Here is a 24,451-nt window from a genome sequence, read left to right on the forward strand (position 1 = left end):
TTCCCCCAAGGCGGGGAGATCCAGCGGGGGGGCTAGGTGGCGGTCCCGCCCAGCAGGGGCGCCAGTGCACGCCACCGCGCAATTTCGCAGCCGTCCGTCAGGGAGAGCTCGGTGTGGACCGGCCGGCCCCCGAACGTGCCGGTGATAACGGCCCGCTGCGGCCCGCCGTACTGCTGGGTGCAGATCCTGGGCGGTCCCGGCTTGGGAAAGAAGATGCCTTCGCCGTACCGGAGCACCGCCGCGAGGGCTGCCTGCGGATCCGGAACGGTGGAGCCGTCGGCCAGCACTCCCTGGCTGGCCACCAGGGAGAATTCATGGTGCGGGCCATCCGGTGTGTCACTGAGGCGGATGGCCAAACGGAGCTCAAGCGGTGCGGGCATGGTCAACGTCCCTTTCCCCGACGGCCGTTGCCGTGTGCAGGGCGGCAGCGAGCCTGCTGCGGAGGACGGCTGCCTCCTGGGCGAAAGCGCGTTGCCGGGCCACGTAGTCCGCCTTGCCGTCAGGTGTTTCGATCCGGATGGGCGGGTAGCCCCACTCGGCCAGATCGTATGGGGAAGCCTTCATGTCCATGGCCCGCACCCGCCAAGACAGTTCGAAGCAGTCCATGACCAGCTCGCTGGGCAAGGCCGGCGCCAGCTTGTACGCCCATTTGTAGAGGTCCATGTTGGCGTGCAAGCAGCCGGGCTGTTCCAGCTGCCGCTGGTTTTCCCGGGTCGGTTCGAGCTCGTTGAGCGGCGTGGCATCAGGGGTGTAGAACCGGAACGCGTCAAAGTGCGTGCAGCGGATCCGGTTGTCCTCCACCACCTTGTCCGTACCTTTGGAGCCGAGCCGGAGCTGCAGGTACTCGTGGCGCAGGTCAAACCTGTCCTGGTGGTACACCATCGCCCATTCATGCAGGCCGAAGCAGCCGAACTGGGCGGGCCGGGCAGCGGTGCCCCGCAGGATGACGTCCGCGAACACCACAGCGTCCCTGCGGTCGGCCAGGAAGGCGGCCCGGTCCATGGTGACAGCGCTGGTTCCGGCGGCAAGCCCCAGCCCGGCGAGTTCGCCGTTGTCAAGCGTCCGGTAATGCTTCCAGCTGCTGCGGGCAGCAGCCGGTGAGCCGAGCAGCACGGTGCCCGCGCCGGGATGCCAGCGGCGCAGCTGGCCCGGCTTCTGGGTGTAATAAGTGAAAAGGAAGTCCTCCACGGGATGCTTCCGGCCCGCGGACCGGCGGGCAAGGTAGGGATCGGCGTAGCGGCTGACGCGGTCCTGGTGGGCGCGCTCCAGCGCCTGCCATTGGTCCGGCGCCAGGACGCTAAACTGCTCCACCGGCTGGACCCAGGATGCTGCGGGCGGCGTTCCAGGCGCCAATGGCGCAGCCGTCGTTGCGGCTGAAAGCGGTGTCAACGGGCACGCCGTCCACCACCCCGGTCACGGTGGCCTTCTGGGGGCCGCCATACTCTTGGGTGCAGCCCACCGCGGCCGTGGGTTTCGGCGGACTGAGCAGCGCCGCGTTGGCCTTCAACGCGGCGCAGGCGGCCTGGGCAGTGGGATGGCTGCTCTCGGCGGCCGGAACTCCCGCCCGGCACACCAGGGTGTAGTTCACGGGTTCCTGGCCCACGTCAGGAACCACGGAAATGGCAAGTTCCGCGTCGCCCTGCCCTGGGCCGGCCGACGGCGGCGGGCTGGCTTCCGGCGAGGGTGCAGGTACTGTGCTCCCGGGATCAGGCAGCGGGTCAGGGTCTGCTGAGGCTGAGGCTGAGGCTGAGGCTGAGGCGGCAGGAGCTGACGATGGGGCGACCGTGCCAGGAGCGCCGGAGCAGGACGCCAGCAGGCCCGCCGCCAGCACCAAGAGTGCCAGGTGCCACCGCGCGCTACGCATCTGCAGGTACTTCCGTCATTGTTCAATTCTAGCGGTGCGCGCCTCCGGCGAACCGGCCGTGGCGGCGATGAGGCCCATCATGGACGCGTGCAGGCCTGCCACCTCGCTGCGGGTCAGGCCCAGCCTGTCCATCATGGTGCCCGGGACCTTGAGCGCTTCGGTCCGGAGGTCCGCGCCCGCGGGCGTGAGGTCGACGGCCAGGGCACGTTCATTGCCGTCGGCGCGGCGTCGGGTGATCAGGCCGGCGGCCTCAAGCCGCCGCAGGAGCGGTGAAATGGTGGCGGGTTCCTGGGCCAGGGCGTCGCTGATGTTCCTGACCGTACGCGGACTGGCCTCCCACAGGCACAGCATCACCAGGTACTGCGGGTGGGTGAGGTTCAGTTTCTCCAGCACGGGTTTATAGGCCCCCACCACACTCCGGGCGGCAACTGTCAGCGCGAAGCACAATTGCTGTTCCAGGAGCAGGTCATCCTCAGCCGGGGCGTCGGCGCGGTTGGTCATCAGACCTCCAATTGTTAGTGCACTAATTATTAGCCTACACTGGGATCAGGTAGTCGGTGGATGAAAGGAATCCAGGTCCATGGGTAAGTCCAGCCCCGAAGGCAGGGAAAACGCCTCGCAGCGGTTCATGCGGGCCACCGGAAAGCTCCGGGCCGTGTTCGGCCCGGCAAACCGTTCGTCGCTGGGCCACGCCATGACGGAGGACAACCGGAAGCTGCTGGCCGAACGCCAGGCGGAGAGCCAGCAGTGGGAAACGCTGACCCGGCCGGACGGCAGCACCTACGTGGTACCCCGGAACCCGGACGACAAATCCCTCCGGTGACAGCCTGAGGTCCCCCCTCCCGGCGTCTTCCGGCCGGGGGAAGCCCGGTCCTTTTCGCTGGTCCAAGCGTAAAATGGGGTCACTGGCTCGCCCATGACGGCGGCCTCGAGTCCTACCCTGCAGGAAGGGGGTGGAAACAGTGGCACACGCACTCAAGGGGTTTATGGGCCTCACCGACAGGCTCCGGTTCGTCTTCGGTCCCGCCACCAGGCTCGACGCCGATACACCGGTGGTGCACCGGCACGACGAATTCGAGCAGGCCTCGGAAGAGGACCTGTCGCATTTTGTAGTGGAATCAGATTCAACCGGACATCACTACGCCGTCCGGCGCGAGGACACCGGCGGGACCCGCTGACTGCCCGGTTGCCGGGCCGCCAACGGGTCAAAGCCGCAGCGTCAGCGTCCGGTGCCGCCGTAAACGGTGGCTTCGCTGTCGCTGTCCAGGTCGAAGGCGTTGTGGATGACGCGCACGGCCTCATCCAGCAGGTCCGCGTGGGTCACCACGGAGATGCGGATCTCCGACGTTGAGATCATGTTGATGTTGATCCCGGCGTCGGAGAGCGCCTTGAAGAACGTCGCTGAAACGCCGGGGTGTGAGCGCATGCCGGCGCCGATCAGGGACAGCTTGCCGATCTGCTCGTTGTACTCGATGGTCTCGAAGCCGATCTGGTCGTGCGCCGCATGCAGCGCAGCCAGCGCGTCGGCGCCTTCCACGATGGGCAGCGTGAAGGAGATGTCCGTCCGGCCGGTGCCGTGGGTGGACACGTTCTGCACAATCATGTCGATGTTCGAGTGTGCGTCGGCGATGACCTGGAAGATCGCTGCGGCCTTGCCGGGGATGTCCGGGACGCCAACAACGGTGACCTTGGCTTCGGAACGGTCATGTGCAACGCCGGAGATGATTGGCTGCTCCAAGGCAACTCCCTCTTGAGTGGTGATCTTGTCTTCGGCGCTGGGAATGACCCAGGTGCCTTCGTGCTGGCTGAATGAGGAACGGACGTGCAGCGGAACGCCGAACCGGCGTGCGTACTCAACACACCGCAGGTGCAGGATCTTGGCGCCTGACGCTGCCAGTTCCAGCATCTCCTCGCTGGAGATGGTGTCGATTTTCTGGGCGGAGGGAACCACGCGGGGATCGGCGGTGTAGATGCCGTCGACGTCGGTGTAGATCTCGCAGACATCGGCTTCCAGTGCTGCGGCCAAGGCCACAGCCGTGGTGTCGGAGCCGCCGCGGCCCAGGGTGGTGATTTCGTTGGTGGTGCGGCTCATGCCCTGGAAACCGGCGACGATGGCGATGTTGCCCTTGTCCAGGGCGGTCCGGATGCGGTGCGGATCGACGTCGATGATCCGGGCCTTGCCGTGGATGCCGTCGGTGATCATGCCCGCCTGCGAACCGGTGAACGACTGGGCAGAGGCGCCGAGTTTGTTGATGGCCATGGCCAGCAGCGCCATGGAGATCCGTTCGCCGGCAGAAAGGAGCATGTCCATTTCGCGGGCGGGAGCGGAATCGGTGACCTGTGAGGCGAGGTCCAGGAGCTCGTCAGTGGTGTCGCCCATCGCGGAGACCACCACCACAACCTCGTTGCCGGCGGCCTGGGCGTCCACCACGCGTTTGGCCACGCGCTTCACGCCGGCTGCGTCGGAGACTGAGGAGCCACCGAATTTCTGCACGATGAGCTGTTTGGTCACAGCACGGCCGGTGGGCAGCACTTGCTGCTCGGTTGCGTTGTGCACTTCGGTAGTGGGCGTACTCATGCGCATACCTTCACTGGATCAGTTGGAATTCTGGAGGCCTGGCAGCCTGACGCCGGCATGGCGCGACTTCCTCCGACAGTTTATCGCCGCGCGCAACGCGGCGGACAATTGTGACCGCATCCCGGCCATCGGGCCTTTCAGCGGTCACGGAAGCGCCGGATTCCGGCCCGGGCGCGAGGGCATTCCGGCGGCGCAGTGCGGGGCTAGAATCGGAGCCATGCCTACGACATCCAGCATGGGACGCGGGATCATGGCCGTCCTGGCGGTCGGTGCCCGCGCCGCCAAGGGCTTTGCCGGCGGAACGGTCGCCGGCATAGCCGCGGATCTGGGCAAGGATCGAAGCCAGGTCTCCCGGAGCCTGCGCGGTGCGCAGCAGGAAGGCTTCCTGGAGCGCCGGGATCAACGGTCCTACGCCTTGGACTGGTCGCTTTTCACCGACGCCCAACTGCTGACTGAACAGCGGCTGCAGACGGACGGTGCCATCGCCTTGGAAGGCCTGGCCCGGGAGACGGATGAAGGATGTTTCCTGGGAGTGCTGCATGGGGACAGCACCGTGACCATCGGCGAAAATGTTCCGGCAAGCAGCAACATGGTGGGCTCCTGGCTGGGCCGGCCGTACCCCGCCTACTGCAGCGACGCGGGCCAGGCTTTGCTGTGGGAAGCGTCGGATACGGAGGTCCGGACCGTGCTCGCAGCCGCCGACTTCGTCCGGCACGGCCCCAACACACCCGTGGACGTCGAGGATTTCCTCAGCCGGCTGCGGGAAGCGCGGGCCCGGGGGTACGCCGTGGTTGACGAAGAAGCCGAGCCAGGCCTCTATTCCCTGGCTGTCCCGATCCGGGATTTCAAGGGCGAGGTGGTGGCTGCGCTGCAGATCGTGGGGTCCAAATCACGGCTTGAGCCGCGGCGGGAGGCCTGCGCGGCGGCTCTGATCCCGTGGGGAAAGTGGCTTGAGTCTGCGCTTGGCCATGTGATGCCGGAGCAGGCCGAAGCACAATGATCAGCGCCGGGGGATGACCCGTGCGCTGGTGGATGCCCGCGCGCGCCGGGCAAGGAACCCGGTTCAGCCAGACGCCGGGCTGGCGCCGTCCAGGGTAGGGCTGGCACCGGATCCCAGCCGTTCGGCGGCCACCAGCAGGGCGCCGGCGAGGCGGCTGGTGCTGTCGTGGAGCGCGGGACCGCTGCCGAGGACGCTGAGCGAGGCAAGGATGATGCCCTTAGGATTCCGGACGGGAACTGCCAGTTCATGGATGCCGTGCTCGAATTCTTCGGCAGCCGTAACGAAGCCGCGGGGCCTGTCACGTTCCATCAGTCCCCAGATGTCGACCGGCGAATGCGCCGCACCCGGACCGCCGATGCCGATGAAGTTCACCCCGCGGAGCAGGTCCTCAACCGCTGCCTGTCCGTGGTCCCAGAGCAGTGCCCGGCCCGCTCCGGTACACCAGACGGGTGTCACCATGCCCGGCTTCACAAAGCTTCCGGGCAGCGCATCGTTGCTGGACGTCCGCAGCAGAACCACGCGGTAGCCATCACGCACGGAAATTCTGAACCTGAGCCCGGACATGGCCACGAGGGCCTCCAGCTCGGTCCGGGCTCCGCGAATCCAACCGGTGTTGAGCGAGGCTGCCAGCGTGAAGAACCGCGGCCCCGTCCGGAATGGTCCTCTCTTTACGCGTTCCAGCAGCCCCAGTTCACATAGTTCCCGGGCCAGCCGGGAGACGCGGCTTGGCTCCATGTGAAGCTCCGCGGCGAGCTGGGAAACGCCCAGCAGCCGCCTGCCCCGTTTTTCCCGATCCGCCACCATGCGGACGATCCGAAGGCCTTGGGCCACGGACGAAGATTCCGAAGGTACATCCACTGCCGGTGCTCCTTCCATCCGCTGGCCACGCCCATTCTCACATGCCGCCAGGGCGCGCCAGGACCCGCTGTGGTCCGCCCGGCCGGTATGGCATCTGCCGGTACTGGACACGGACACCACAGCGGATCACGATTGGAACAGCCAGTGGGACAGCCATCTGCAAGTGGGTTGGGCCTGTCCAACCGGGAGGGAGGGGCACCATGACTGACGGTGACAACCCGGCTGCCAATGAGCCCCGGTACGAGCCGATCGGGGATGGCAGTCCCGGCGTTGGTGACGCTGACGACGTCAGCGGCGGGCCGCCGTCGCCCGCGGCATCCCATATCTGGTTCCTCCTGCGTCGTGGTTTCGCTGCCGGACTCAAGGGCACCCGTTCGCGCTGGTTTTGGGGGTGGAGCGCGGCCGTCATCGCCGTGTGCTGCTGCGCGGGCGCCTTGCTGGTGAGCGCCGCAGTTGCCATCGGTGGCCTGCCACCGGATTCCCACGGCTGGACCTACATCCTGACCGCCGCAGCCCTGGTGGTGGCGTGCTGCATGCTGGCCATCAGATGGGGTGCGGTTCCGGTGCTACCCGGGACGCCCGAAGGCCGGGCCGATGGTCCTTGGCGGGGCTGGGCCCAGGCAACGGCCAAAGGAACGGTGTTTGCTGCAGCCGCCGGGCTGCTCCTTGCAGTGTTTGCGGCCTTGACGGGCTCCGGCCCTGCCGTCGCCGCAGTTTCGTTTGGACTGATGGTGGTGGAAGCAGTGGTTTTCGCCGGTATTGGTGCCGGCGCCGCGTGCTGGTTCGAGGACTGGCGGGGCCGGGCCTTAGCCTGGGGGATGGCGGGACTGCTCCTGGTCGGAAACGTCGGAGCGGTTGTGGCGTTGTTGCCCACGGTCCGGGCGGAGGAATTGGTCCTGGTGACCATCAATATCCAGCGGGATGAGCTGGGGCGGGTCACGTCGTACAGCTGCTCTTCCGAGGTAAGCGGCACCAGCGTGGTTGACCATACGGAACGGATAATGTGGCTGGCCACAAGCCACCCGGTGGTGCTCCTGGCACTGCTGGCAGGGGAAACCGATCCTCGCGTGGATGCCATCAACTGGGTGCCGGGGGAGTTGCAGGCCGCCGCGGAGGGCACGCAGGTTCCGTGCGTGGCGGGGAACGACGGCGAGGAGGCCGGTAGCGGGGTGCCCCTGGCTCCGGTGGGGTTTGGGACGCAGTTGGCCGCCGCAGGTGTCGTGCTGGCGGCCGGCCAGCGGGCGGCGGGACGCAGCCGGAAGCTTCCGGTCTGAGGAACCGGCTCAGTCCTGTGCTTCGCCAACCAGGTGTTGCTACGTCAGGGCGTTCCGGCGGCCCTCGAAGGCGCGTCCCAGCGTGACCTCATCGGCGTACTCCAGGTCGCCGCCCACCGGCAGGCCAGATGCCAGCCGCGTTACGGCGATACCGATGGTTTTCAGCATCCTGGCAAGGTAGGTGGCGGTGGCCTCGCCTTCCAGATTGGGGTCCGTGGCGATGATGACTTCCTGGATGGCGCCATCGTTGAGCCGGGTCAGCAGTTCCCGGATCCGCAGCTGTTCCGGGCCTACGCCGGCGATGGGGTTGATGGCCCCGCCCAGGACGTGGTACCGGCCCCGGAAGGAACGCGTGCGCTCCACGGCGAGGACGTCCTTGGATTCCTCAACCACGCAGATCATCGCGGGGTCCCGGCGGGGGTCCCTGCAGATGTTGCAAAGTTCCTGCTCCGTGACGTTGCCGCACACTGTGCAGAACTTGACCCGTTCCTTCACCGTTGTGATCGCCTCCACCAGCCGTTTCATGTCCTGCGGGTCGGCTTCAAGGATGTGGAAGGCCAGCCGCTGCGCGGATTTGGGGCCCACGCCGGGAAGGCGTCCGAGCTCATCGATCAGCTCCTGGACAGCACCTTCGTACACGATTTCCTCTTAACTTGGTGTGGATTGTGGTCAGCCGGCCCGCGGCCAAACCGTGCGGGGTCAGTATCTTGGTGCGATGGGGCTGCCATCGGCTGAGCGCTCTTCAATGAGTTTGCCGCCCAGGATGCGTTCCACTGCGGCCCGGCCAAATACCCCGGACTCTTCGATGGTCTCATCATCTGCGCTGGGGACATCCTGGACGTAGGTGGCGGTGGCCACTGCGCGTGCCGGCGCCTTGGCCCGGCCGGCCTCGGCTTCCGGACTGTTGGACAGCCGCTGGTAGAGGCTTTGCCGGGTTTCGACGGCGGCCGGTGACTGGGCCTGGGCCGCAGTTGCAGTCGAAGTCGGGGCCGCAGCTGCCGCGGCCATTGCGTAGGCGGGTTCGCGCCGCTCGGACACGGCTGGAGCGGCGGCAGCGGACGGCGCGGCAGGAGGTATGGGTGCAGGCTCTGCCTCCGGAGCGGACGCAGACGCACGCGCCGAAGCGCTCGCCGGTTCAGTGGCCGGCGCAGGCGCCGGCGCCTGACCCGGCGCCGGGTCAGAGCCCGTGACAGCGCCCCATTCCGGCCCTGATGATGTTCCCGGCAGGCCAGCTGGAATTGAGGGTGGAACAGAAGCGGTTGCAGGCTCGTAGTGCGGCTGCGGGTCCGAGGTGCCCGATGCCCAAGTGCCCGGTGCCGAAGCGCCGGATTCCGAAGTACCCGATCCCGGACTTCCCGGTTCGGAGGTTTCCGCGGTGGCGCCCACATTACTGGTGTCGCCCACCACCCAGACTCCGGGGGCCTGCTCCACGGCGCGGGCCCAGGGGTCGCGGGCCAAGGGGTCTGTCCCGCTGTCAGCCTGGGCGGACTGCTGTGCCGAAGATTTGTTCTGTGAGCGATCCGGAGCATCCGCGATCGGTGCCCTGCCGCGACCGGTACCTGAGCCGGAGCTGGCGGCAGCAGCGGACGCCGGGGGCGTGGACTGGCGCGGCGGCGCCCAGTCCATGGGCGGCTCCTCCTCCAGCGGGGGAGCGTCCTCATCCCGGGGCGGTCCCCAGTCGTCGTCGGAGTACGAATAGTCGCCTGCCACGCCGTGGGTGTCCTGTTGCACCGGCTGAGGCGATTCCGGAACAGGGGTCGCTGCAGCCGCGGTGCGTCCGGTTGGCAGCTCCTGAGCGGCCGCCGCTGTCCCGGCAGGACCTTCCGGGGCAGCAGTTGCCGTGGCAGCAGTGGCCCCAGTCGTTACCGTAGGATCCGCAGGTGTCGGCTGATTGGTGGAAGCGGTGTCATCGGGGCGTGAAAGATCCTGGCTGGTGACTGGCCAGCCTGACAGGCCGCTCGCTGAACCTGCGCTGCCTCCCGCCGCGGGTGAATCTGCCGGCGCGGCAGGTCCCGTTGCTGCCGCGCCGGTAGGCCCGGTGTGGTCAGCTGCAGTTGCAGGTGCCTGGTCAGGTCCCGCTGTGGCCGGCTCCTCCACAGGGGCAGCCGCAGACGTAGATACAGGCGCAGCCGCCGACACCTCCGCTGCAGTTGGAGCGGGTTCCGCGCCCGGTGCGGGCGCAGGTGCCAGGCCCCAGGCGACGTCAGCCGAGCTGGCGGCCGCCGGGGTACTGGGGGTGGCCGGGGGCGTTGCCTTGGCCGGTGCTTTTGGGTTTGGGTCAGAGCTCGACTGTCCGCCGCCGGCAACAGCGGTGATCTGGCAGTCGATGCCCAAGGTCTTGTGAATGGCCTGGCGCAGGTTTTCCGCGTGGTCCGCACGCCCGAAGGCGCCGGCCAGTCCCTGCGTGGAGAACGAGAGCGTCAGGATGGTGCCATCGAAGGCGCTGACCTGTGCGTTGGGTTCGACCAGCGCCCACGTGCTGCGCTTGATCTTCGACAGTGCCTGAAGGACTTCGGGCCAGGCCCGGCGCAGCACTTCGACGTCGCCCAATCCAGAGGGCGCACTGCGGGACACGGTGGGCGCCGAATCCCCGCTGCCGGCGCCGCCGCTGCCAGCCGGCACATCGGCGTCGCGGGTGCTGCCTGCGCTGGTGCCATTGGTGGACGGGGATGCGGGGGATGCCTCGGCGGGCTGGGGCCGGCGGCCAGCGGCGTCCTCGACGGGCCAGTCGGCGGTGCTGACCCGGGGTGGTGTCAGCGGCTGCCGGGTTGCACCTTCAGCCTCATCCGGGTTGGCGGACGAAGGTTCCGGGGCGGCCGTCCCGGCGTTGGTGTCCGGGGCTGCCGGCTGCCCAGCTTGGGCTGCGGACTGCCCAGTCTGGGCCGACGGCGCGGTTGCTGCCGGCGGCGTGGCCCGCGGGGTGGAGTTGGCGGACGGGCCTGCCAGGGAGGTGGAAGACGGGGCCGGACCCGGAGTCGCGGGCGGAGCCGTGGCGGCTGCAGCCCTGGGCGCTGCCGCTGCCGGGGCAGAGCCGCTCGGGCCCGCGGCAGGGGCAGTTGCGGTGCCGTCCGGACCCGCGGTGACGGCAGCCCCGACGTCGTTCCCGGCGTAATTGAGGCGGCGTTCCACCCTGTCGATCCGCGCGGCCATGCCGCGTTCGTTCTGTTCGGAACTGGGCAGAAGGATCCGGGCGCATAGCAGTTCGAGGTGCAGGCGCGGGGACGTGGCCCCGGTCATTTCGGTCAGGGCGGTGTTGGTGACGTCAGCCGCGCGGGACAGTTCAGCTGCACCCAGGTTGTGGGCCTGGTTCTGCAGCCGGGCAATCTGGTCCGCAGGCATTCCCCGAAGAATGGTCTGCGCACTTTCGGGCATGGCCTGGACAATGATGAGGTCGCGGAAGCGCTCCAGCAGGTCCTCAACGAAACGGCGGGGGTCGTGCCCGGTCTGGATGACCCGGTCCACTGCGCGGAAGACGGTAGCTGAGTCAGATGCCGCCACCGCTTCCACAACGTCGTCAAGCAGCGATGCGTGGGTGTAACCCAGCAAGGCAACAGCCAGTTCGTAGTCCAGGCCGTTGGGGCCGGCCCCGGCCATTAGCTGGTCCAGGACGGACAGCGAGTCCCTGACGGAGCCGCCACCGGCCCTGATCACCAGAGAGAGGACGCCGGGGGCCACGGGCACGTTCTCCTGGTTGCAGAGCAGTTCAAGGTAGGCCATCAGCGGTTCTGGCGGAACCAGGCGGAACGGATAGTGGTGGGTCCGTGACCGGATGGTGCCGATCACCTTGTCCGGTTCCGTGGTGGCGAAGATGAACTTGATGTGTTCCGGCGGCTCTTCGACGATTTTCAGCAGCGCGTTGAAGCCGGCCGACGTGACCATGTGGGCCTCGTCAATGATGAAAATCTTGTAGCGGTCGCGGACCGGGGCGTAGGTGGCCCGCTCGCGAAGATCGCGCGCATCGTCAACGCCACCATGGCTCGCCGCATCGATTTCGATGACATCAAGCGATCCGGAGCCGCCCCGGGCCAGTTCGACGCAGCTGGGGCAGGTGCCACAGGGGGTGTCCGTGGGGCCTTTGGCGCAGTTGAGGCAGCGGGCCAGGATGCGCGCAGAGGTGGTCTTGCCGCAGCCGCGGGGGCCGGAGAAAAGGTAGGCGTGATTGACGCGGTTCTTACGCAGGGCCGTCATGAGCGGCTCCGTGACGTGTTCCTGCCCGATAACGTCTGCAAAGGAATCCGGACGGTATCTGCGGTAGAGGGCGGTAGTAACTGTCACAGAGAAAACCCTACCAATCCGGGCCGACAACCTGCCGCCCTGTGGGGGAAAAGTAAAGACCCCCCATGCACCCGCCAGAGCCCATTTACCCTTGCTACCTTCCGGTCCTGGGGGAGTTCAACAGGATGACGCCACATGAGGGGCCGCCAGTTACTTTACCCGAACATCCGGCGTGACTCGAATCGGCGGGCGCGGGCCCCGGTGGCGGCTGCTGAGTCCGGCCAATCAGCGAATTTGATTGCTTATCCCCCCGCCACCCCCGATCATGGGTATGTACACCGATTGGGGCAATCTCAAGGTTGTGAGCTGCGGGGCCTGGGAGAACGGGGCCGGACCCGGCAGCTCAACGGTGGCACACGGGAATGGGCGCATTGGGGGCGTCCATTTCGGTTTTAAGCGCCGGCCCTCCGGACACTGCCAGGCCCCGTACGCAAACCGGAAAAGGCGCCAATTGGGCGATGGGGAAAAGTTCAGGTAATCTAGTATCTGCTTTTGATTCAGAAGCAGTTGGAGAATTCGCCTAGCGGCCTATGGCGCACGCCTGGAACGCGTGTTGGGTTAACGCCCTCGGGGGTTCAAATCCCCCATTCTCCGCCGAACGGAAATCCGGTCCCATCATGATGGGGCCGGATTTCCTGGTCTAACCGCCCCGCGGCTTACGAGGTCCATGCGGCTTGGCCGCTCAGGCCTTCCCGCGTATGACAAGACCTGCCGATAGCCGTGCGCTAGCATCCTTGGCACGGTAACTAACGGGGGAGACAGGCGATGAAGCTCAAACCAGCGGCAGCGATGGCAATACTGACGGTTCCACTGCTGCTCGGAGGCTGCGTCGGCGACGGCTACGGTATTGCTGCCCTGACAACTCCCGCCGGACCTGAAGACGAACTCCCAAGCGATGCGCACTTTCAGTTTCCTGAACACATTGATGCCACAACCCTGCGGTTCCTGGTCGAAGATGACGGCCGGCAGTTCTTTGCAGCGCAGAGTACCGATGGCGCCCAGGCATGCCTGGCGGTGGTCAATGCCGATGGGCACGTCACCGATTACGCGGGATGCGCAGCTGCAGCCGGCAGCTCCAGCAACAAGATCGTGACCGTGACCGGGGCAGACAGGAGACCGGCCGTCCTGGTGCGGGACAACGCGGACGCCGCCCAACTCGAATCTGAAGGCTTGAAGCGGGTTCACCAGAACGTGTATGTAGGCAAATGAACGGAAGGGCCGGCCGGAGATACCCCCGGTGCTTCCGGGGCCCATTACGGCCGGTCCGCCGCCGGGGAGCCCAGCCGGCGCAGCCGCTGCCGGGCAGAGACTTCGCTGGGACCCATGGGTCCCAGGGCAAGGCGGACGACGCCGAGAACGGCTTTGGTGGCCAGCTTTACCGGCAGGGGGAACGGGCCTAGCCGGGGAACAGTCAGGCCCAGCATCCGGCGGTATTCGGGCTCCAGGCTGTAGACCGCGCCGGCAAACAGAATCCGGTATCCGGGCCGGAGCATGGGATGCAGTGGTGCATCACGGATGAAGGCAACAGTTTCCCGGACCCTGGCATCCGCGCGGAGGTCGCCGTTACGGTGCCATGTGTCGAGTTGACGCCGCATGTCGGCTTCTGTGCGGGGCGGATGTTCCACTCCCATCAGCGTTCCTGCCTGTGACCACTCCCGGACGTAGGCGTCGGCGCCGCCAGGGATGGGGCCGCCCCAGAGCTTGTGGGCCGCGAGGAATCCGTCCGTGAAGGCGATGTGGATCCAGTTGGCAAGATCCGGATCGTTGGCGCTGTAGCTTTGGCTGGCACCTTGGTTGTCCTGGTAGCTGCCCTGCACCGGTTCATGCAGGCGCCGTACTCGTCGGGACGCTTCCCGGGCGGCTGCCTGCGACCCGTAGGTGACCGTGAAGATCCATCGGATGGTGTTTGCCAGCCGGCCCAGCGGGTCTTCCCTGAAATTTGAGTGCTCGTGGACGCCGGCCAGCGCGCCAGGATGCAGGGACTGCATCAGCAGCGTCCGGATGCCCCCGACAATGGGGGACATGGAACCATGTACTGCCCAGACTGCCGACCCCGGCAGGTGGTAGCCCGGATCATCGCCGTCGGCCAGGCGCAGCGTCCATTCCGGTGGCGCCCCGGACTTGCCCGAGAAGGTTTTCCGGACTTCGTCACGCCATTCGCTGAAGAAATTCCGCATGCCCCATTGTTGCCCAGCCGCGGGCGAATGCGGCGGTTGGACCCAGGACAGGGTGGTGTTGGTCCGCATGGAACCGGCGGGGGTGGCGTATTTCCACAATTATTGCCACACCGCAGCCCAGCAGGGTTCACACGCCGCCGGAGGTGTGTTCCCATGGGAGAACGCGCAAGGGCAACATGCGCTGGATCACCATCGGAGTCGATCTATTGGGCAAGCATTGGGGCGCCGGAAACGGCCAGGAACGTCGACGTTCCTTCCGCGCTGCCAGTCGTGCTGCCGCAGGTTCTGCCGTGTTGGCCGCTGTGGTGTGTGTGGTCAGCCAGTCGGGCGCCCCTGCCGGCGGCACCAACCTTCGTGACGCGGCGGCCCTGTCCCGCGGGTCCGTCGACCCGGCCGCGAGTTTCAATGGAGCCGCTACGGGCGCTTTTGGTTCTCTCGGCTCCGGCGCTGCAACCGGTGACTCCGGCCAGCCCGCCTCCGGCACCGTGGGCGCGGGTGCGCTTGCGCCGGTCATTTTTTCGGATCCCACTGCGGCAGTACCCTTCACCAGATCGCCGATCACCGGCCAAAGCACCGCCGGCATCTTGCCTTCGGCCATCGGCACGAGCGGAGTCGGACGCCCTCCAGCGGGTTTCCTGATGGCTCCGCTTGCGGCGCTTAGCCCCAGTTCGCCCTTCGGCTTCAGGGTCAGTCCGCTCACCGGCGGAGGCGGCGATTTCCACCTGGGCCAGGACTACGCCGCGGCCTGCGGAACCCCGGTGTACGCGGCCGACCAGGGTGTGGTCCGCGCTGCCGGCTGGCACCCGTGGGGCGGCGGCAACCGCGTGGAGATCGACCACGGCAACGGGCTCGTCACCACGTACAACCATCTGCAGTCCATCTCGGTTCGCGCCGGAGATCCGGTCCGGATGGGCCAGGCCATCGCACACGTTGGTTCCACCGGCTGGTCCACCGGATGCCACCTGCATTTCGAAACGATCGTCAACGGAAAATACGTGAATCCGCAGACGTGGGGCCTGGTTCCGCTGAGTGCGGTGACGGGCGGCGACTCCACCCCGGCGCAGTCGTATCTTCCCGGCAGCGGTCCAGCCACCGGCGGATCCATCATCTGGACCATTCCCGGCGGGCAGGCTGCCGCGATTCCGTCCACAAGTGAGGAACCCGGCGACGAAGACGTGACCGGGCCGTCGGGCAGCACTTCGCCGTCGCCGATAGTCATTCCGACGCCCAGCCCCTCGCCGTCGCCGACAGTTACACCGTCGCCCAGCCCCTCACCAAGGCCAACGCCGACAGTTACACCGTCGCCCAGCCCTTCACCGTCGCCGACAGTTACACCGTCGCCCAGCCCTTCACCGACGCCAACGCCGACAAAGCCGTCGCCGACTCCTACGCCGACCCCGACAACGCCGTCGCCGTCGCCCACTGCAACTCCGGCGCCAAGCGCTACTTCCACGTCTTCACCTACGCCTTCATCCACGGCAACGCCGACCCCCACGCCAATACCAACGACAACCCCCACTCCAACGAAGGCGGCGGTGCCGGCGACGTTGCCGGCCCCAACCCCGCCGGCAACTGCCACGGCCACGACTACGCCGACCACAACGCCACCTGCCGCGCTGAAACAGGCCGTCACGCCGTCGTCGGCCCCTGCCCGCTCGGAAACTGAACCAGCTGCAACGCCGGGGCCAACACTGACGCCGACGCTACGTCCCACGCTTGGGTAACTGCGCCCCTGCTGCCCCGCCTCCCGCAACGGTCCTTCGCCGCACCGAATTCCGCGTACAGGAAACCACCAGCACCCACCAGTACGTTGGGTCTTTGGTAACGAACACCCTGTATGGACAACTTTGTGAGGACGAGACCCGTGGCATCTTTGTACCCGATCCCGCTGACCCTTAACGACGGAACCGAGACCGAATTCGGCAGGTTCAAAGGCAACGTGGTGATGGTGGTCAATGTGGCCTCGAACTGCGGCTTCACCCCCCAGTACGCTGGCCTTGAGGCGCTCTATGGGAAGTTCCAGGACCGCGGCTTCGAGATCCTGGGCGTCCCCTGCAACCAGTTCGCCGGACAAGAGCCCGGATCGGACAGCGAGATCGCCGAGTTTTGCGAGCGCAACTTCGGCGTCACCTTCCCGCTGACGGTCAAGGCTGATGTCCGCGGCAAGAGCCAGCACCCGCTTTACTCGGAGCTCACCACGTTCAAGAAGGGCCTGTTGCCGGGGATGGTGAAGTGGAACTTTGAGAAGTTCCTGGTCAACCGCGACGGCGAGATTGTGGACAGGTTCGCCCCCACCACGGAACCGGACTCGGCGGAGGTCATTGACGCCGTCGAAAAGGCCTTGGGATAAGAAAAACTGCGCGTTCCGCGAATTTGCGGCGCAGAAGCGCAGTTTTTTTACCTTTTTCCACATGGGCGTCGGCGATTTGCCCAAAGTTTGCCGGATGTCTGGTTGGATAAACGTTACTGAAGGTAGAAGGGAAACGCCGTTTCCCACCGACCACAGAGGCAGCAATGGAGCACATCGAGGCCGAACATCCCCGGCCACGCCACTTCCTTCTCCACCTGAGCGATCCCCACTTGTTGGGAGGACCGGACCCCCTTTATGGCGTCGTTGACAGCGAAGCCAGGCTGATTCAACTTTTTGAAGAGGTCAAGGCATCAGGGGCGCGGCCGGAGGCGGTCATCTTCACCGGTGACCTTGCAGATAAAGGCGATCCTGACGCCTATACAAAGTTGCGGGCCATCGTTGAACCCGCGTGTGAAGAACTGGGCGCCAAGATCATCTGGGCCATGGGCAACCATGACAACAGGGCTAACTTCCGGCGCGGACTGCTGGACCAGCCCGGGACGGATGAGCCGGTTGATCACAGCTACTTCATCGAAGGCCTGCGGGTCATCACCATGGACACCACGGTGCCAGGTTTCCATCACGGAGAACTAAGCCCCGATCAACTGGACTGGTTGGCCCGGGAGCTGGAAACGCCGGCACCGGATGGGACCATATTGGCGTTGCATCACCCGCCCGTCCCGTCGGTCCTGGATCTGTCGGTGCTGGTGGAGTTGCGGGACCAGGCCTCACTGGCGGCCGTGGTGCGGAACTCGGACGTCCGGACCATCCTCGCCGGGCACCTGCACTACTCCACCACCGCCAGCTTCGCCGGGGTACCGGTTTCGGTGGCATCGGCCAGCTGCTACACGCAGGACCTGAATGTCCCTGTCGGCGGCACCCGGGGCCAGGACAACGGGCAGTCCTTCAACCTGGTCCATGTCTACGAGCACACCATTGTGCACTCGGTGGTGCCGTTGGGCAGCGCCGCGACGGTGGGCGAATACGTTCCTGCGGCCGAGACAGCCAGGCGGCTGGCCGCCGCGGGCGTCCGGATCCCGGAGACCCGCAAGCAGGCGGTCGGCCCCAAACTCGGCCAGCCATCCCGGTTCACGTAGTTTCCGGCAGGTCCGGCGCGACAGTCCCGGTTGGAAGAAAGAGGCCGGCACCCAGGTGCCGGCCTCTTGGGTTAAACGGAGGGACGACCAGCGGTTACTTCTCCCACGGTGCCTTGATGGGGTAGTACTTCTCCAGGAAGTCCGTCACCAGCTGCGCGCGCTCATCGGAGCTTACTTCGGGGAAACTGCCATCGTTCAGGCAGAAGAAGTCCATGTTGCGCTTGGACAGGAGTTTGGGCAGGTAGTTCAGCCCGCTCCGCATGGTGGTGTCCACGTAGCGGACCTTCGCCGCGGTCTGCGTCACCGCACGCCCGGTGAGCAGGGCGTAATAGTGGTAAAACGAGTTGGTGACCGAGATGTTGTCGGCGGCCCGGAACCGGCTGGCCGCTGTTTTGCGGAACTCGTCCGGGAACTCCTTCTCCATCCGGGAGACTACGCTGCGGCGCAGCGGAGCAGCGGTGTGTTCCAGGTGCCGGGTGGTGATCCGCCCGAACCTGTTCCACAGGAGCTTCCTGTTGACCCTCGCGGCGTTCTCGAAACCGCTGCGTTCGGCGGCGTTGTCGCCCAGGCCGATCCGGGTTTCGGCTTCGATGAACTTGGTGATGCCGCCGGGCGTGAAGAAGAGGTCAGGGCTGACGGCACGGCCGAAGAACATGTCGTCGTTGGAGTACAGGAAGTGCTCCGACAAGCCATCGATATTGTGCAGCTGGGACTCCACGGCCTGCGAATTGTGCGTGGGCAGGACCGACGGGTCGGAGAAGAACTCCTCACTGCGGACAATGGTCACTGCCGGGTGCTCCTCCGCCAGCCATGACGGCGCGGGGGAGTCGGTGGCGATGAAGATCCGGCGGATCCAGGGCGCAAACATGTACACCGAGCGCAGCGCGTATTTGAGCTCGTTGATCTGCCGGAAGCGGGCCTCGTGATCGTCGCCTTCGCCCAGCACCACGTCCTTCTGCTGGGAGCGCCGCGCCGCGATGTATTCGGGGGAACTGCCGTCCACCCAGGAGAACACCAGGTCAATGTCGAAGCTGATGTCGCTGGCGTGGTCGGCAAACATGTTCTCGATGGTGGGCCAGGAGTGGCCGTAACGCTCCACCGTGCCGCGGACCGCGTCCTGGCGCAGGAGGGTGCGGCGGGTGAGCGAGTTCTCGATGGGCAGGGTGAGCTCTTCCCCTTCGAAGGACCACAGCTCAATCTGGACGCCCGCGGAAGCGCCGAACTCGAAGCCGCCCACGGGTTCCACCCGGGGCCGGTACAGGCGGAAGATCCGGGCCTGCCGGTTGGAGGACAGTTCCCCGTCAGCTACCAGGACCGACGTTTTCTTTTTGGCGTCCACAGTCATGGAGTAGAACGGCTCGTCCCGGCAGGATTCAACCAGCGCCGCCCGCAGCTTCTTCCGGTCTTTCCAGTCCAGGGCGATGACGGGGCGGTGGTTGTTGCCACGGACCAGCAGATAGGCCAGTCCAGCGTCGGTGAGCACGTTGCGCAGGAAGACCAGATCCTCCACCATGGCCTGATAAGGCGTCCTGGTGTCGTTGATCAGGGCGTAGCGGCCCTTGTGCCGGACAACATCGGGGCGGTGCTTCAGGCGCTGCTGCGCCTCGGCCGACGTGACCTCTGCATGGAATTCTTCTGCTGCCGACGCCTGTCCACCGTAGTAGACCTCGTCCTGAACCGTTGCTTCTGTAATGGTTGTCTCCATGCTGGTATATGTTGCGTTCCTACCTGCATGATAGTCCTGCCGGGCTAACGCAATGTTTACCGGACCGATCCTGACTGCCCGGGGCCACCCGGTTCAGCGGCTGGATTCCTCCCGCCAGCTGCGCAGGAATGCTCCGCCGGCGTCGTCGTGGATGACGTCTTCGCCAAGTCCCAGGTCCGCCGCGGTAAGCACTGTGTACGGTTTGACCGGGACGCCATCCGCGGGGCGGACATCAACGTGTTTTACGGCATGGCCGTTGTGGTGCAGCCAGTCGGCCATGGCGTAGTCCGTGCGGGAATCGCCCACTGTCCGCCAGGCCTGCGGCGTGATGCCCTGCGCGGCCAGCAGCTCCACCGCCCGGCTGGCGCCCAGGTCCTTCCCAAGCCGGACCGACTCGATGTCGGTGGAAATGATGGTGGGGTCCACCCGGTAGTCCACTGCATCATCGGAATCGGGGACGTGGTGGTCCAACCGGACCACACCCAGGCCATGGCTCGTCATCAAATCCATGGCATCGGCGTCGAACAGCTTCTGCTCGGCCAGGTAGTCAGCGCTGGCCACCCCGATGTGCTGCTCCACGGACACCATGGCCCGCTTTGTTTCATCAAAGAACATGTGTTCCGCGTATTTGTCAGCCACCAGGGTCCTGACGTCGTTGCCGTAGGCGGCAGGCACGGCAAGTTCGTGGTCCACATGCAGGGGGCCCGCACCGGCCGCCGTGTACGTGAACCATACGGCTCCCTTCTCGCAGATGGCATGGATCAGGGTGCCGGCCGGGATGCCGGCCTGGATCATGGGGTCCATAACCTGCTCGCGGATAAAGGCGTCCGACCGTCCCGTGTTGAAGATGACGGGGATGCCCGCGGCGGCCAGCGCCAGCAGGTCGTTGATGATTTCCGGTTTGACCGAGCGCGTGACGGGGCTGGCCACGGGCCCGTCGACGTCGAGCAAAAGCGCCAGCGGCGGCGCTGCCGGGTGGTGGGCTTCGGCGGTGGGCACGGCGGGGGACTGGAAACCTGTCATGGGTCCCATTCTGTCAGGCGGCGGCGCCGGGCAGGCCCCCGTTACGGGCCCGCCCGGGACGTGGCCAATGGTTGCTTTTTGGCTACAACCTGCCCGCCGCCGGCGCTGGAGACTTTCGCTGGGCTGGCAGGATGCCTAGGGTGGCATGGTGATATTCAAAGCTGTGGGCGAGGGCCGCCCGTACCCCGACCATGGTTACACCACGCCCAAGGAGTGGGCTTCGCTTCCGCCCCGCCCGGTCCGGCTGGACGAGCTGGTGACCACCAAACGCACCCTGGACCTCGAAGCCCTGCTGGCCGAGGACTCCACGTTCTTTGGCGACCTTTTCCCGCACGTGGTGCAGTACCAGGGGATCCTTTACCTTGAGGACGGCCTGCACCGGGCCGTCCGGACGGCACTGCACCAGCGCACCGCGATCCACGCCAGGGTCCTGGTGCTCGATGGCTAGGAGAAAGCCGCAGGACACCACGGTCCTGCACGGCCATCATGTGGTCAGCGGACCGGAGCTTCGTGCCGCGCTGGATGCGGTCCGGGACGACGACGGCACCGCCAAGGTGCGTCGCCGCGCGGTGCACGGGGCAGTGCTGGTGCTCCTCGTCGGCATGATCGCGGCAGCCATCATCACCGCCATGGCCATCATGAACGGACAGCTCAAGATCCCGGCGGCCGAGGCAGCCAGGGAAACTGCTGCCACCTGTCCTCCCGCCACCTTTGACTACGCGCCCAACGAGACCATCAACGTCAACGTGTACAACTCCACCAGCCGCCCCGGCCTGGCCCGCGCCGTGGCGGATGAGCTCCTGGCCCGGAAGTTCGTGGTGGGCGCCGTGGCCAACATCGACGCCGGCTACCGGGGCATCGCCGCCGTGGTCTCCGGCCCCACCGGCCAGTCCTCGGCCTTCAGCATCCAGCGCAACCTGCCGGGCTCGGACTACTTCCAGGACGGCAGGACCGATGGCAGCGTGGACGTGATCCTGTCCCAGGCCTACAGCGCACTGACTGCGCCGGAGGTTGTGGACCAGACGCCCGGCCGGCTCAGCTGCCCGCGGGACAGCCGCCGGATCGCCGACGACGATAAGTCACCCGTCGTCCCGTCCGCCGCTCCCTAGGCCCCCGCCCTCGCGTTGAGCTATCAGTCCTGGTCGTTAAACCGGGGCGATGGGGACCACATCTGATAGCGCAAGTCAGGGGAGGGGTGCGGGGTCCAGCCCCTGGCGGACGGGCCGGCCGCCGTCGTCAAACCTGGCGCCGGCACCGAGCTGGATGAAGCGCACCGTCCGGGCTACGCGTGCCTCCAGTTCCGCGGCCTCGTCGCTGCCGCGGGCCGCGCTGGAGGACAGCGTCCCCAGGATCAGCTGCGCCTGCTGGCTGATGTCCGCGGCCGGCAGGAAGCCCTGCTCCATGCCGTCGCGCAGGATGCCCTGCAGCAGCACGCTGAGGTCGCCCACGTGATGGGCCAGTTTGGCAAAGGACGACGGCGACAGCACAGCGCCCATGGCAGGGCCCGGCGGGAGGTGGCGGCGGGAGAGGTCCACCACCTGGGCGCGCACGTACAGTGCCAGCCGGTCCACGGGGTTCTCGAGCGTGGCCAGCGAGTCACGGAGCTCGGTGAGGAACTTCTCCGTCTCATCCAGCGCGTACGCGATCAGCAGTTCCTCGATGTCCGCGTAATAGTTGTACACGGCGGTGCGGCCAACCCCGGCGTGCCGGGCAACATCCGTCATGGTCAGGCCGGGCAGGCCGTGGGAAAACAGGAGCTCACCGAACGCCGTCTGGATCCGGCGCTGCGTGTCCGCGCGCTGGTCTGCGTTGCTGGCGGCTGTAATCCGTGGCATACAGACACTTTACCCCGATGTGTCAGTAAAACGGTCAGTTGGTGGCGCAGCCGTCCGGCCCGCAGGCTTCCCCGGCGTTGGCAGCGTCAACCAGCACCAGCGGGTTGGCGTCCTCCCAGGCGCGGGTCAGCGCCTCCGTGAACGTGGCCGCGGGCTGGGCGCCGGACAGTCCGAACTTCCGGTCGATCACGAAGAACGGCACACCGCTGATGCCCAGGGCCCGGGCTTCCTCGAAGTCGAAGCGGACGTCCGCTGCGTACTTGTCCGAGGTGAAGAGTTCCGCCACCTCAGCCTGGGGCAGGCCAAGGTCGTGGCCCAGTGCGGCCAGGTAGTCCTGGTTGCCGATGTCCCTGCCGTGCTCGAAATGGTCGCTGAGCAGGCGCTCCTTGGCGGCATCCTGGACGCCCTGCGTGGCGGCGAGATGGATGAGCCGGTGGGCGGTGAAGCTGTTGGCCACCACCACCGAGTCGAAGTCATACGCCAGGCCTTCGCCCTTGGCCACCTCGGTGACATGGCTGAACATCTGCTGTACCTGGTCCGGCGCCATACCCTTGCGGGTGCTCAGGTAGTCCTGTTCGGTGCCGTCGTAGTGTTCCGGCAGTGCCGGATCCAGCTGGTAGCTGCGCCACTGGACGTCCACCGCGGCACGGTGCGGGAACTCGGCCAGCGCGGCCTCGAAGCGGCGCTTGCCAATAAAACACCAGGGACAAGCAACGTCTGACCAGATCTCTACCTTCATGGTGGGCACAACCGCACGGCAGCGGCGGCTATTCCTCCTGCCGCTGTTGGATATCCCACACCGGCGGTTCAGGGGTGAGGGCACGCTCCAGGACGAAGTCGTGTTCCACGGTGGTGCCCAGCCGGAACGACTTGGTTCCCACTTGCCGAAAACCTGACTTGGTGTAGAACCGGAGCGCCCGCTCATTCTGGTTGTTGACACCCAGCCAGATGCCCGCAGCGCCGGTAGCGGCGGCTGCGGCCAGCGTGGCGCGCATCAGTTCGGCGGCGGCGCCGAGCCCGTGCTGGGCCGGATGGACGTAGCACTTGCTCAGCTCCACCGAAGGGTGCAGGGTCAGGGCGGCCGCCACGTCGGGGTCGGTGGCGGGCCGGGCCACCAGGAGGCTGTAGCCGTCCAGCGCACCCTCGGAGTCAATCACCGTGATGGTGATGTCCGGGTCCGCGAGGTAGTCGTCGAAGCAGGCTTCGCTGAGGGTCGCCGCGAGGTGCGCGGCGATGTCAACAGCCGACGACGACGGCGGGCAGGCCAACGGAAAGGTGACGGCCGCCAGCTCCGCCAGCGCGCCGGCGTCGTCCGCTGTTGCCTGCCGAAGGAGGTGGCTCATGGGTCTTCCTGTCAGGCGGTGATGGTGCGGACGGGCGAACCGGCCAGCCAGGCGGTGACGTCCTCGAAGGCGCCGCCGTAAAACTGGCGGTAGCTTTCCGTGGTGACGTAGCCAAGGTGCGGGGAGAGGACGGTGTTGGGTGCGGTGAGGAGCGGGTGGCCCGCCTGCAGGGGTTCCTGGTCGAAGACGTCCAGGGCGGCGCCGCGGATCCAGCCGCCGTTCAGCGCCCTGACCAGCGCGTCCTGGTTGACCAGCGGTCCCCTGGCGGTGTTGACCAGGAGCCCTTCCGGCCCCAGGAGCCGCAGTTCCGGTTCGTCCACAACGTTCTCGGAACGGGCCGAGAGCCTCAGGTGCAGGGTGGCCACGTCTGCGGCGCGGAACAGTTCCTCCTTGCTGACCAGCCGGGCACCGGCGGACGCAGCAGCCTCTGCCGTCAGGTTCTGGCTCCAGGCCACCACGTCCATGCCGAAGGCCTTGCCGTAGCCGGCCATCCTGCGGCCAATCTTGCCCAGGCCCACAATCCCCAGGGTCTTGCCGGCGAGTTCGAAGCCCACCGTGGACTGCCAGGTGCCGGCGCGGAGTGAACGCTCCTCCGCGGGCAGGTGCCGGGCGAGGGCAAGCAGCAGCCCCCAGGTCAGCTCCGGCGCGGCGGCAGGGGAGCCCGGCGTCCCGCACACGGTGATGCCGAGGTCGGCTGCTGCCCCGGTGTCGATTGCGGCGTTTGCCATGCCGGTGGTGACCAGCAGTTTCAGCGCCGGGAGCTGTTCCAGGACCTCGCGGGGGAATACGGTCCGCTCGCGCATGGCGATGACAATTGTTATGCCGGCCAGCGCCGACACCAGGGCCTCCGGGGACGCGAACGGCTTGCGGAACGTGGTGACCGTGATGCCTTGGGCTTCGAGCGCGGCCCAGTCGGCGAAACCGGAGGCCACGTCCTGGTAATCGTCGAGGATGGCTAGGCGGTGCTTCATGGCGGTGTCCTTTGTCCCGGAATGGCGTGATGTTCATCGTAAAGCAGGCCCTCACGGGGCAACACTCTGAAGCGGGGAAGGGCGCCGTGATAGCAATGGGG

General features: G+C 66.7%; 25 protein-coding genes, 1 tRNA gene and 1 other RNA gene. 11 read left to right on the forward strand and 16 right to left on the reverse strand.

What is annotated here, in order from left to right; translation table 11 throughout:
- Positions 1-32: 32 nt before the first annotated feature.
- The 4 genes from ACRB8A_RS02880 to ACRB8A_RS02895 are packed head-to-tail and all read right to left on the reverse strand — an operon-like array spanning position 33 to position 2,365.
- Positions 33-380 (reverse strand): serine protease inhibitor, encoded by a 348-nt coding sequence (locus ACRB8A_RS02880; RefSeq protein WP_432245544.1) that lies wholly within the window; start codon positions 378-380, stop codon positions 33-35.
- Complete coding sequence (locus tag ACRB8A_RS02885) at positions 364-1,311, reverse strand: 3-methyladenine DNA glycosylase (protein ID WP_432245545.1); 948 nt, start codon at positions 1,309-1,311, stop codon at positions 364-366. Before ACRB8A_RS02885 ends, ACRB8A_RS02880 begins: the two co-directional genes overlap by 17 nt.
- Positions 1,298-1,864, reverse strand: a complete 567-nt coding sequence (locus ACRB8A_RS02890) for an SSI family serine proteinase inhibitor (protein WP_432245546.1) — start codon at positions 1,862-1,864, stop codon at positions 1,298-1,300. Before ACRB8A_RS02890 ends, ACRB8A_RS02885 begins: the two co-directional genes overlap by 14 nt.
- Before the next feature lie 15 nt (positions 1,865-1,879).
- Complete coding sequence (locus tag ACRB8A_RS02895) at positions 1,880-2,365, reverse strand: MarR family winged helix-turn-helix transcriptional regulator (protein ID WP_056595454.1); 486 nt, start codon at positions 2,363-2,365, stop codon at positions 1,880-1,882.
- A gap of 79 nt (positions 2,366-2,444) precedes the next feature.
- On the opposite strand from ACRB8A_RS02895, the gene ACRB8A_RS02900 reads away from it, so the two are divergent.
- Both ACRB8A_RS02900 and ACRB8A_RS02905 read left to right on the forward strand, forming a co-directional pair.
- Positions 2,445-2,687 (forward strand): hypothetical protein, encoded by a 243-nt coding sequence (locus tag ACRB8A_RS02900; protein ID WP_050686706.1) that lies wholly within the window; start codon positions 2,445-2,447, stop codon positions 2,685-2,687.
- 139 nt (positions 2,688-2,826) lie between these two features.
- Positions 2,827-3,042, forward strand: a complete 216-nt coding sequence (locus ACRB8A_RS02905; RefSeq protein WP_050686730.1) for a hypothetical protein — start codon at positions 2,827-2,829, stop codon at positions 3,040-3,042.
- 41 nt (positions 3,043-3,083) lie between these two features.
- Here the strand turns inward: ACRB8A_RS02905 and ACRB8A_RS02910 are convergent, their stop codons facing one another.
- Positions 3,084-4,442 (reverse strand): aspartate kinase, encoded by a 1,359-nt coding sequence (locus ACRB8A_RS02910; protein WP_050686704.1) that lies wholly within the window; start codon positions 4,440-4,442, stop codon positions 3,084-3,086.
- Positions 4,443-4,659: 217 nt separating this feature from the next.
- On the opposite strand from ACRB8A_RS02910, the gene ACRB8A_RS02915 reads away from it, so the two are divergent.
- Complete coding sequence (locus tag ACRB8A_RS02915) at positions 4,660-5,442, forward strand: IclR family transcriptional regulator (protein ID WP_432245547.1); 783 nt, start codon at positions 4,660-4,662, stop codon at positions 5,440-5,442.
- Between the two features lie 63 nt (positions 5,443-5,505).
- On the opposite strand, the gene ACRB8A_RS02920 is transcribed toward ACRB8A_RS02915, so the two are convergent.
- On the reverse strand, positions 5,506-6,300 hold the full coding sequence (locus ACRB8A_RS02920; RefSeq protein ID WP_432245548.1) for an IclR family transcriptional regulator: 795 nt from the start codon (positions 6,298-6,300) through the stop codon (positions 5,506-5,508).
- A gap of 200 nt (positions 6,301-6,500) precedes the next feature.
- On the opposite strand from ACRB8A_RS02920, the gene ACRB8A_RS02925 reads away from it, so the two are divergent.
- Complete coding sequence (locus ACRB8A_RS02925; protein WP_432245549.1) at positions 6,501-7,574, forward strand: hypothetical protein; 1,074 nt, start codon at positions 6,501-6,503, stop codon at positions 7,572-7,574.
- A gap of 39 nt (positions 7,575-7,613) precedes the next feature.
- Here the strand turns inward: ACRB8A_RS02925 and recR are convergent, their stop codons facing one another.
- The 3 genes from recR to ffs all read right to left on the reverse strand — a co-directional run bounded on the left by recR (position 7,614) and on the right by ffs (position 11,997).
- Entirely contained in the window at positions 7,614-8,213 is a 600-nt protein-coding gene (gene recR / locus ACRB8A_RS02930) for a recombination mediator RecR (protein ID WP_050686699.1), read from the reverse strand.
- A gap of 60 nt (positions 8,214-8,273) precedes the next feature.
- Entirely contained in the window at positions 8,274-11,849 is a 3,576-nt protein-coding gene (locus tag ACRB8A_RS02935; RefSeq protein WP_432245550.1) for a DNA polymerase III subunit gamma and tau, read from the reverse strand.
- A gap of 51 nt (positions 11,850-11,900) precedes the next feature.
- Positions 11,901-11,997: signal recognition particle sRNA small type (gene ffs, locus ACRB8A_RS02940), an RNA gene on the reverse strand.
- A gap of 361 nt (positions 11,998-12,358) precedes the next feature.
- Here ffs and ACRB8A_RS02945 point away from each other — a divergent pair.
- Positions 12,359-12,443 (forward strand) — tRNA-Ser (locus tag ACRB8A_RS02945).
- 171 nt (positions 12,444-12,614) lie between these two features.
- Positions 12,615-13,058: a hypothetical protein gene (locus ACRB8A_RS02950; RefSeq protein WP_432245551.1), complete on the forward strand. Its 444-nt coding sequence runs from the start codon at positions 12,615-12,617 to the stop codon at positions 13,056-13,058.
- Positions 13,059-13,102: 44 nt separating this feature from the next.
- On the opposite strand, the gene ACRB8A_RS02955 is transcribed toward ACRB8A_RS02950, so the two are convergent.
- Positions 13,103-14,026: an oxygenase MpaB family protein gene (locus tag ACRB8A_RS02955; protein WP_432245552.1), complete on the reverse strand. Its 924-nt coding sequence runs from the start codon at positions 14,024-14,026 to the stop codon at positions 13,103-13,105.
- Between the two features lie 638 nt (positions 14,027-14,664).
- On the opposite strand from ACRB8A_RS02955, the gene ACRB8A_RS02960 reads away from it, so the two are divergent.
- From ACRB8A_RS02960 to ACRB8A_RS02970, 3 genes are all read left to right on the forward strand, one after another.
- Positions 14,665-15,750: a M23 family metallopeptidase gene (locus tag ACRB8A_RS02960; protein WP_231686098.1), complete on the forward strand. Its 1,086-nt coding sequence runs from the start codon at positions 14,665-14,667 to the stop codon at positions 15,748-15,750.
- 140 nt (positions 15,751-15,890) lie between these two features.
- Positions 15,891-16,376: a glutathione peroxidase gene (locus tag ACRB8A_RS02965; RefSeq protein ID WP_050686694.1), complete on the forward strand. Its 486-nt coding sequence runs from the start codon at positions 15,891-15,893 to the stop codon at positions 16,374-16,376.
- A gap of 164 nt (positions 16,377-16,540) precedes the next feature.
- Positions 16,541-17,473 carry a phosphodiesterase gene (locus tag ACRB8A_RS02970; RefSeq protein ID WP_050686691.1) on the forward strand — a complete coding sequence of 311 codons (933 nt, stop codon included), beginning with the start codon at positions 16,541-16,543 and terminating at the stop codon, positions 17,471-17,473.
- A gap of 94 nt (positions 17,474-17,567) precedes the next feature.
- Here the strand turns inward: ACRB8A_RS02970 and ACRB8A_RS02975 are convergent, their stop codons facing one another.
- Both ACRB8A_RS02975 and ACRB8A_RS02980 read right to left on the reverse strand, forming a co-directional pair.
- On the reverse strand, positions 17,568-19,178 hold the full coding sequence (locus ACRB8A_RS02975; protein ID WP_082178353.1) for a stealth family protein: 1,611 nt from the start codon (positions 19,176-19,178) through the stop codon (positions 17,568-17,570).
- Between the two features lie 93 nt (positions 19,179-19,271).
- Positions 19,272-20,201, reverse strand: coding sequence for a hypothetical protein (locus ACRB8A_RS02980; protein WP_050686690.1), 930 nt, complete (start codon positions 20,199-20,201; stop codon positions 19,272-19,274).
- 148 nt (positions 20,202-20,349) lie between these two features.
- Between ACRB8A_RS02980 and ACRB8A_RS02985 the strand changes: the two genes are divergently transcribed.
- Both ACRB8A_RS02985 and ACRB8A_RS02990 read left to right on the forward strand, forming a co-directional pair.
- The gene (locus ACRB8A_RS02985; protein ID WP_197273594.1) at positions 20,350-20,649 is read left to right on the forward strand and encodes a type II toxin-antitoxin system VapB family antitoxin; all 300 of its coding nucleotides are present in this window, start codon (positions 20,350-20,352) and stop codon (positions 20,647-20,649) included.
- Positions 20,642-21,310, forward strand: coding sequence for a LytR C-terminal domain-containing protein (locus tag ACRB8A_RS02990; RefSeq protein ID WP_050686686.1), 669 nt, complete (start codon positions 20,642-20,644; stop codon positions 21,308-21,310). The genes ACRB8A_RS02985 and ACRB8A_RS02990 overlap by 8 nt, the downstream gene beginning before the upstream one ends.
- Before the next feature lie 75 nt (positions 21,311-21,385).
- On the opposite strand, the gene ACRB8A_RS02995 is transcribed toward ACRB8A_RS02990, so the two are convergent.
- The 4 genes from ACRB8A_RS02995 to ACRB8A_RS03010 are packed head-to-tail and all read right to left on the reverse strand — an operon-like array spanning position 21,386 to position 24,350.
- A complete protein-coding gene (locus ACRB8A_RS02995) occupies positions 21,386-22,036 on the reverse strand; it encodes a TetR/AcrR family transcriptional regulator (RefSeq protein ID WP_050686685.1) in 651 nt (216 codons plus the stop codon).
- 34 nt (positions 22,037-22,070) lie between these two features.
- Positions 22,071-22,775 carry a DsbA family oxidoreductase gene (locus tag ACRB8A_RS03000; RefSeq protein WP_050686724.1) on the reverse strand — a complete coding sequence of 235 codons (705 nt, stop codon included), beginning with the start codon at positions 22,773-22,775 and terminating at the stop codon, positions 22,071-22,073.
- A gap of 28 nt (positions 22,776-22,803) precedes the next feature.
- The gene (locus ACRB8A_RS03005; protein WP_050686683.1) at positions 22,804-23,379 is read right to left on the reverse strand and encodes a GNAT family N-acetyltransferase; all 576 of its coding nucleotides are present in this window, start codon (positions 23,377-23,379) and stop codon (positions 22,804-22,806) included.
- 11 nt (positions 23,380-23,390) lie between these two features.
- Entirely contained in the window at positions 23,391-24,350 is a 960-nt protein-coding gene (locus ACRB8A_RS03010) for a D-2-hydroxyacid dehydrogenase family protein (protein WP_432245553.1), read from the reverse strand.
- Positions 24,351-24,451: the final 101 nt, after the last annotated feature.

Source organism: Arthrobacter sp. G.S.26 (genome assembly GCF_050847375.1).
In the GTDB taxonomy this organism is placed as follows: domain Bacteria; phylum Actinomycetota; class Actinomycetes; order Actinomycetales; family Micrococcaceae; genus Arthrobacter.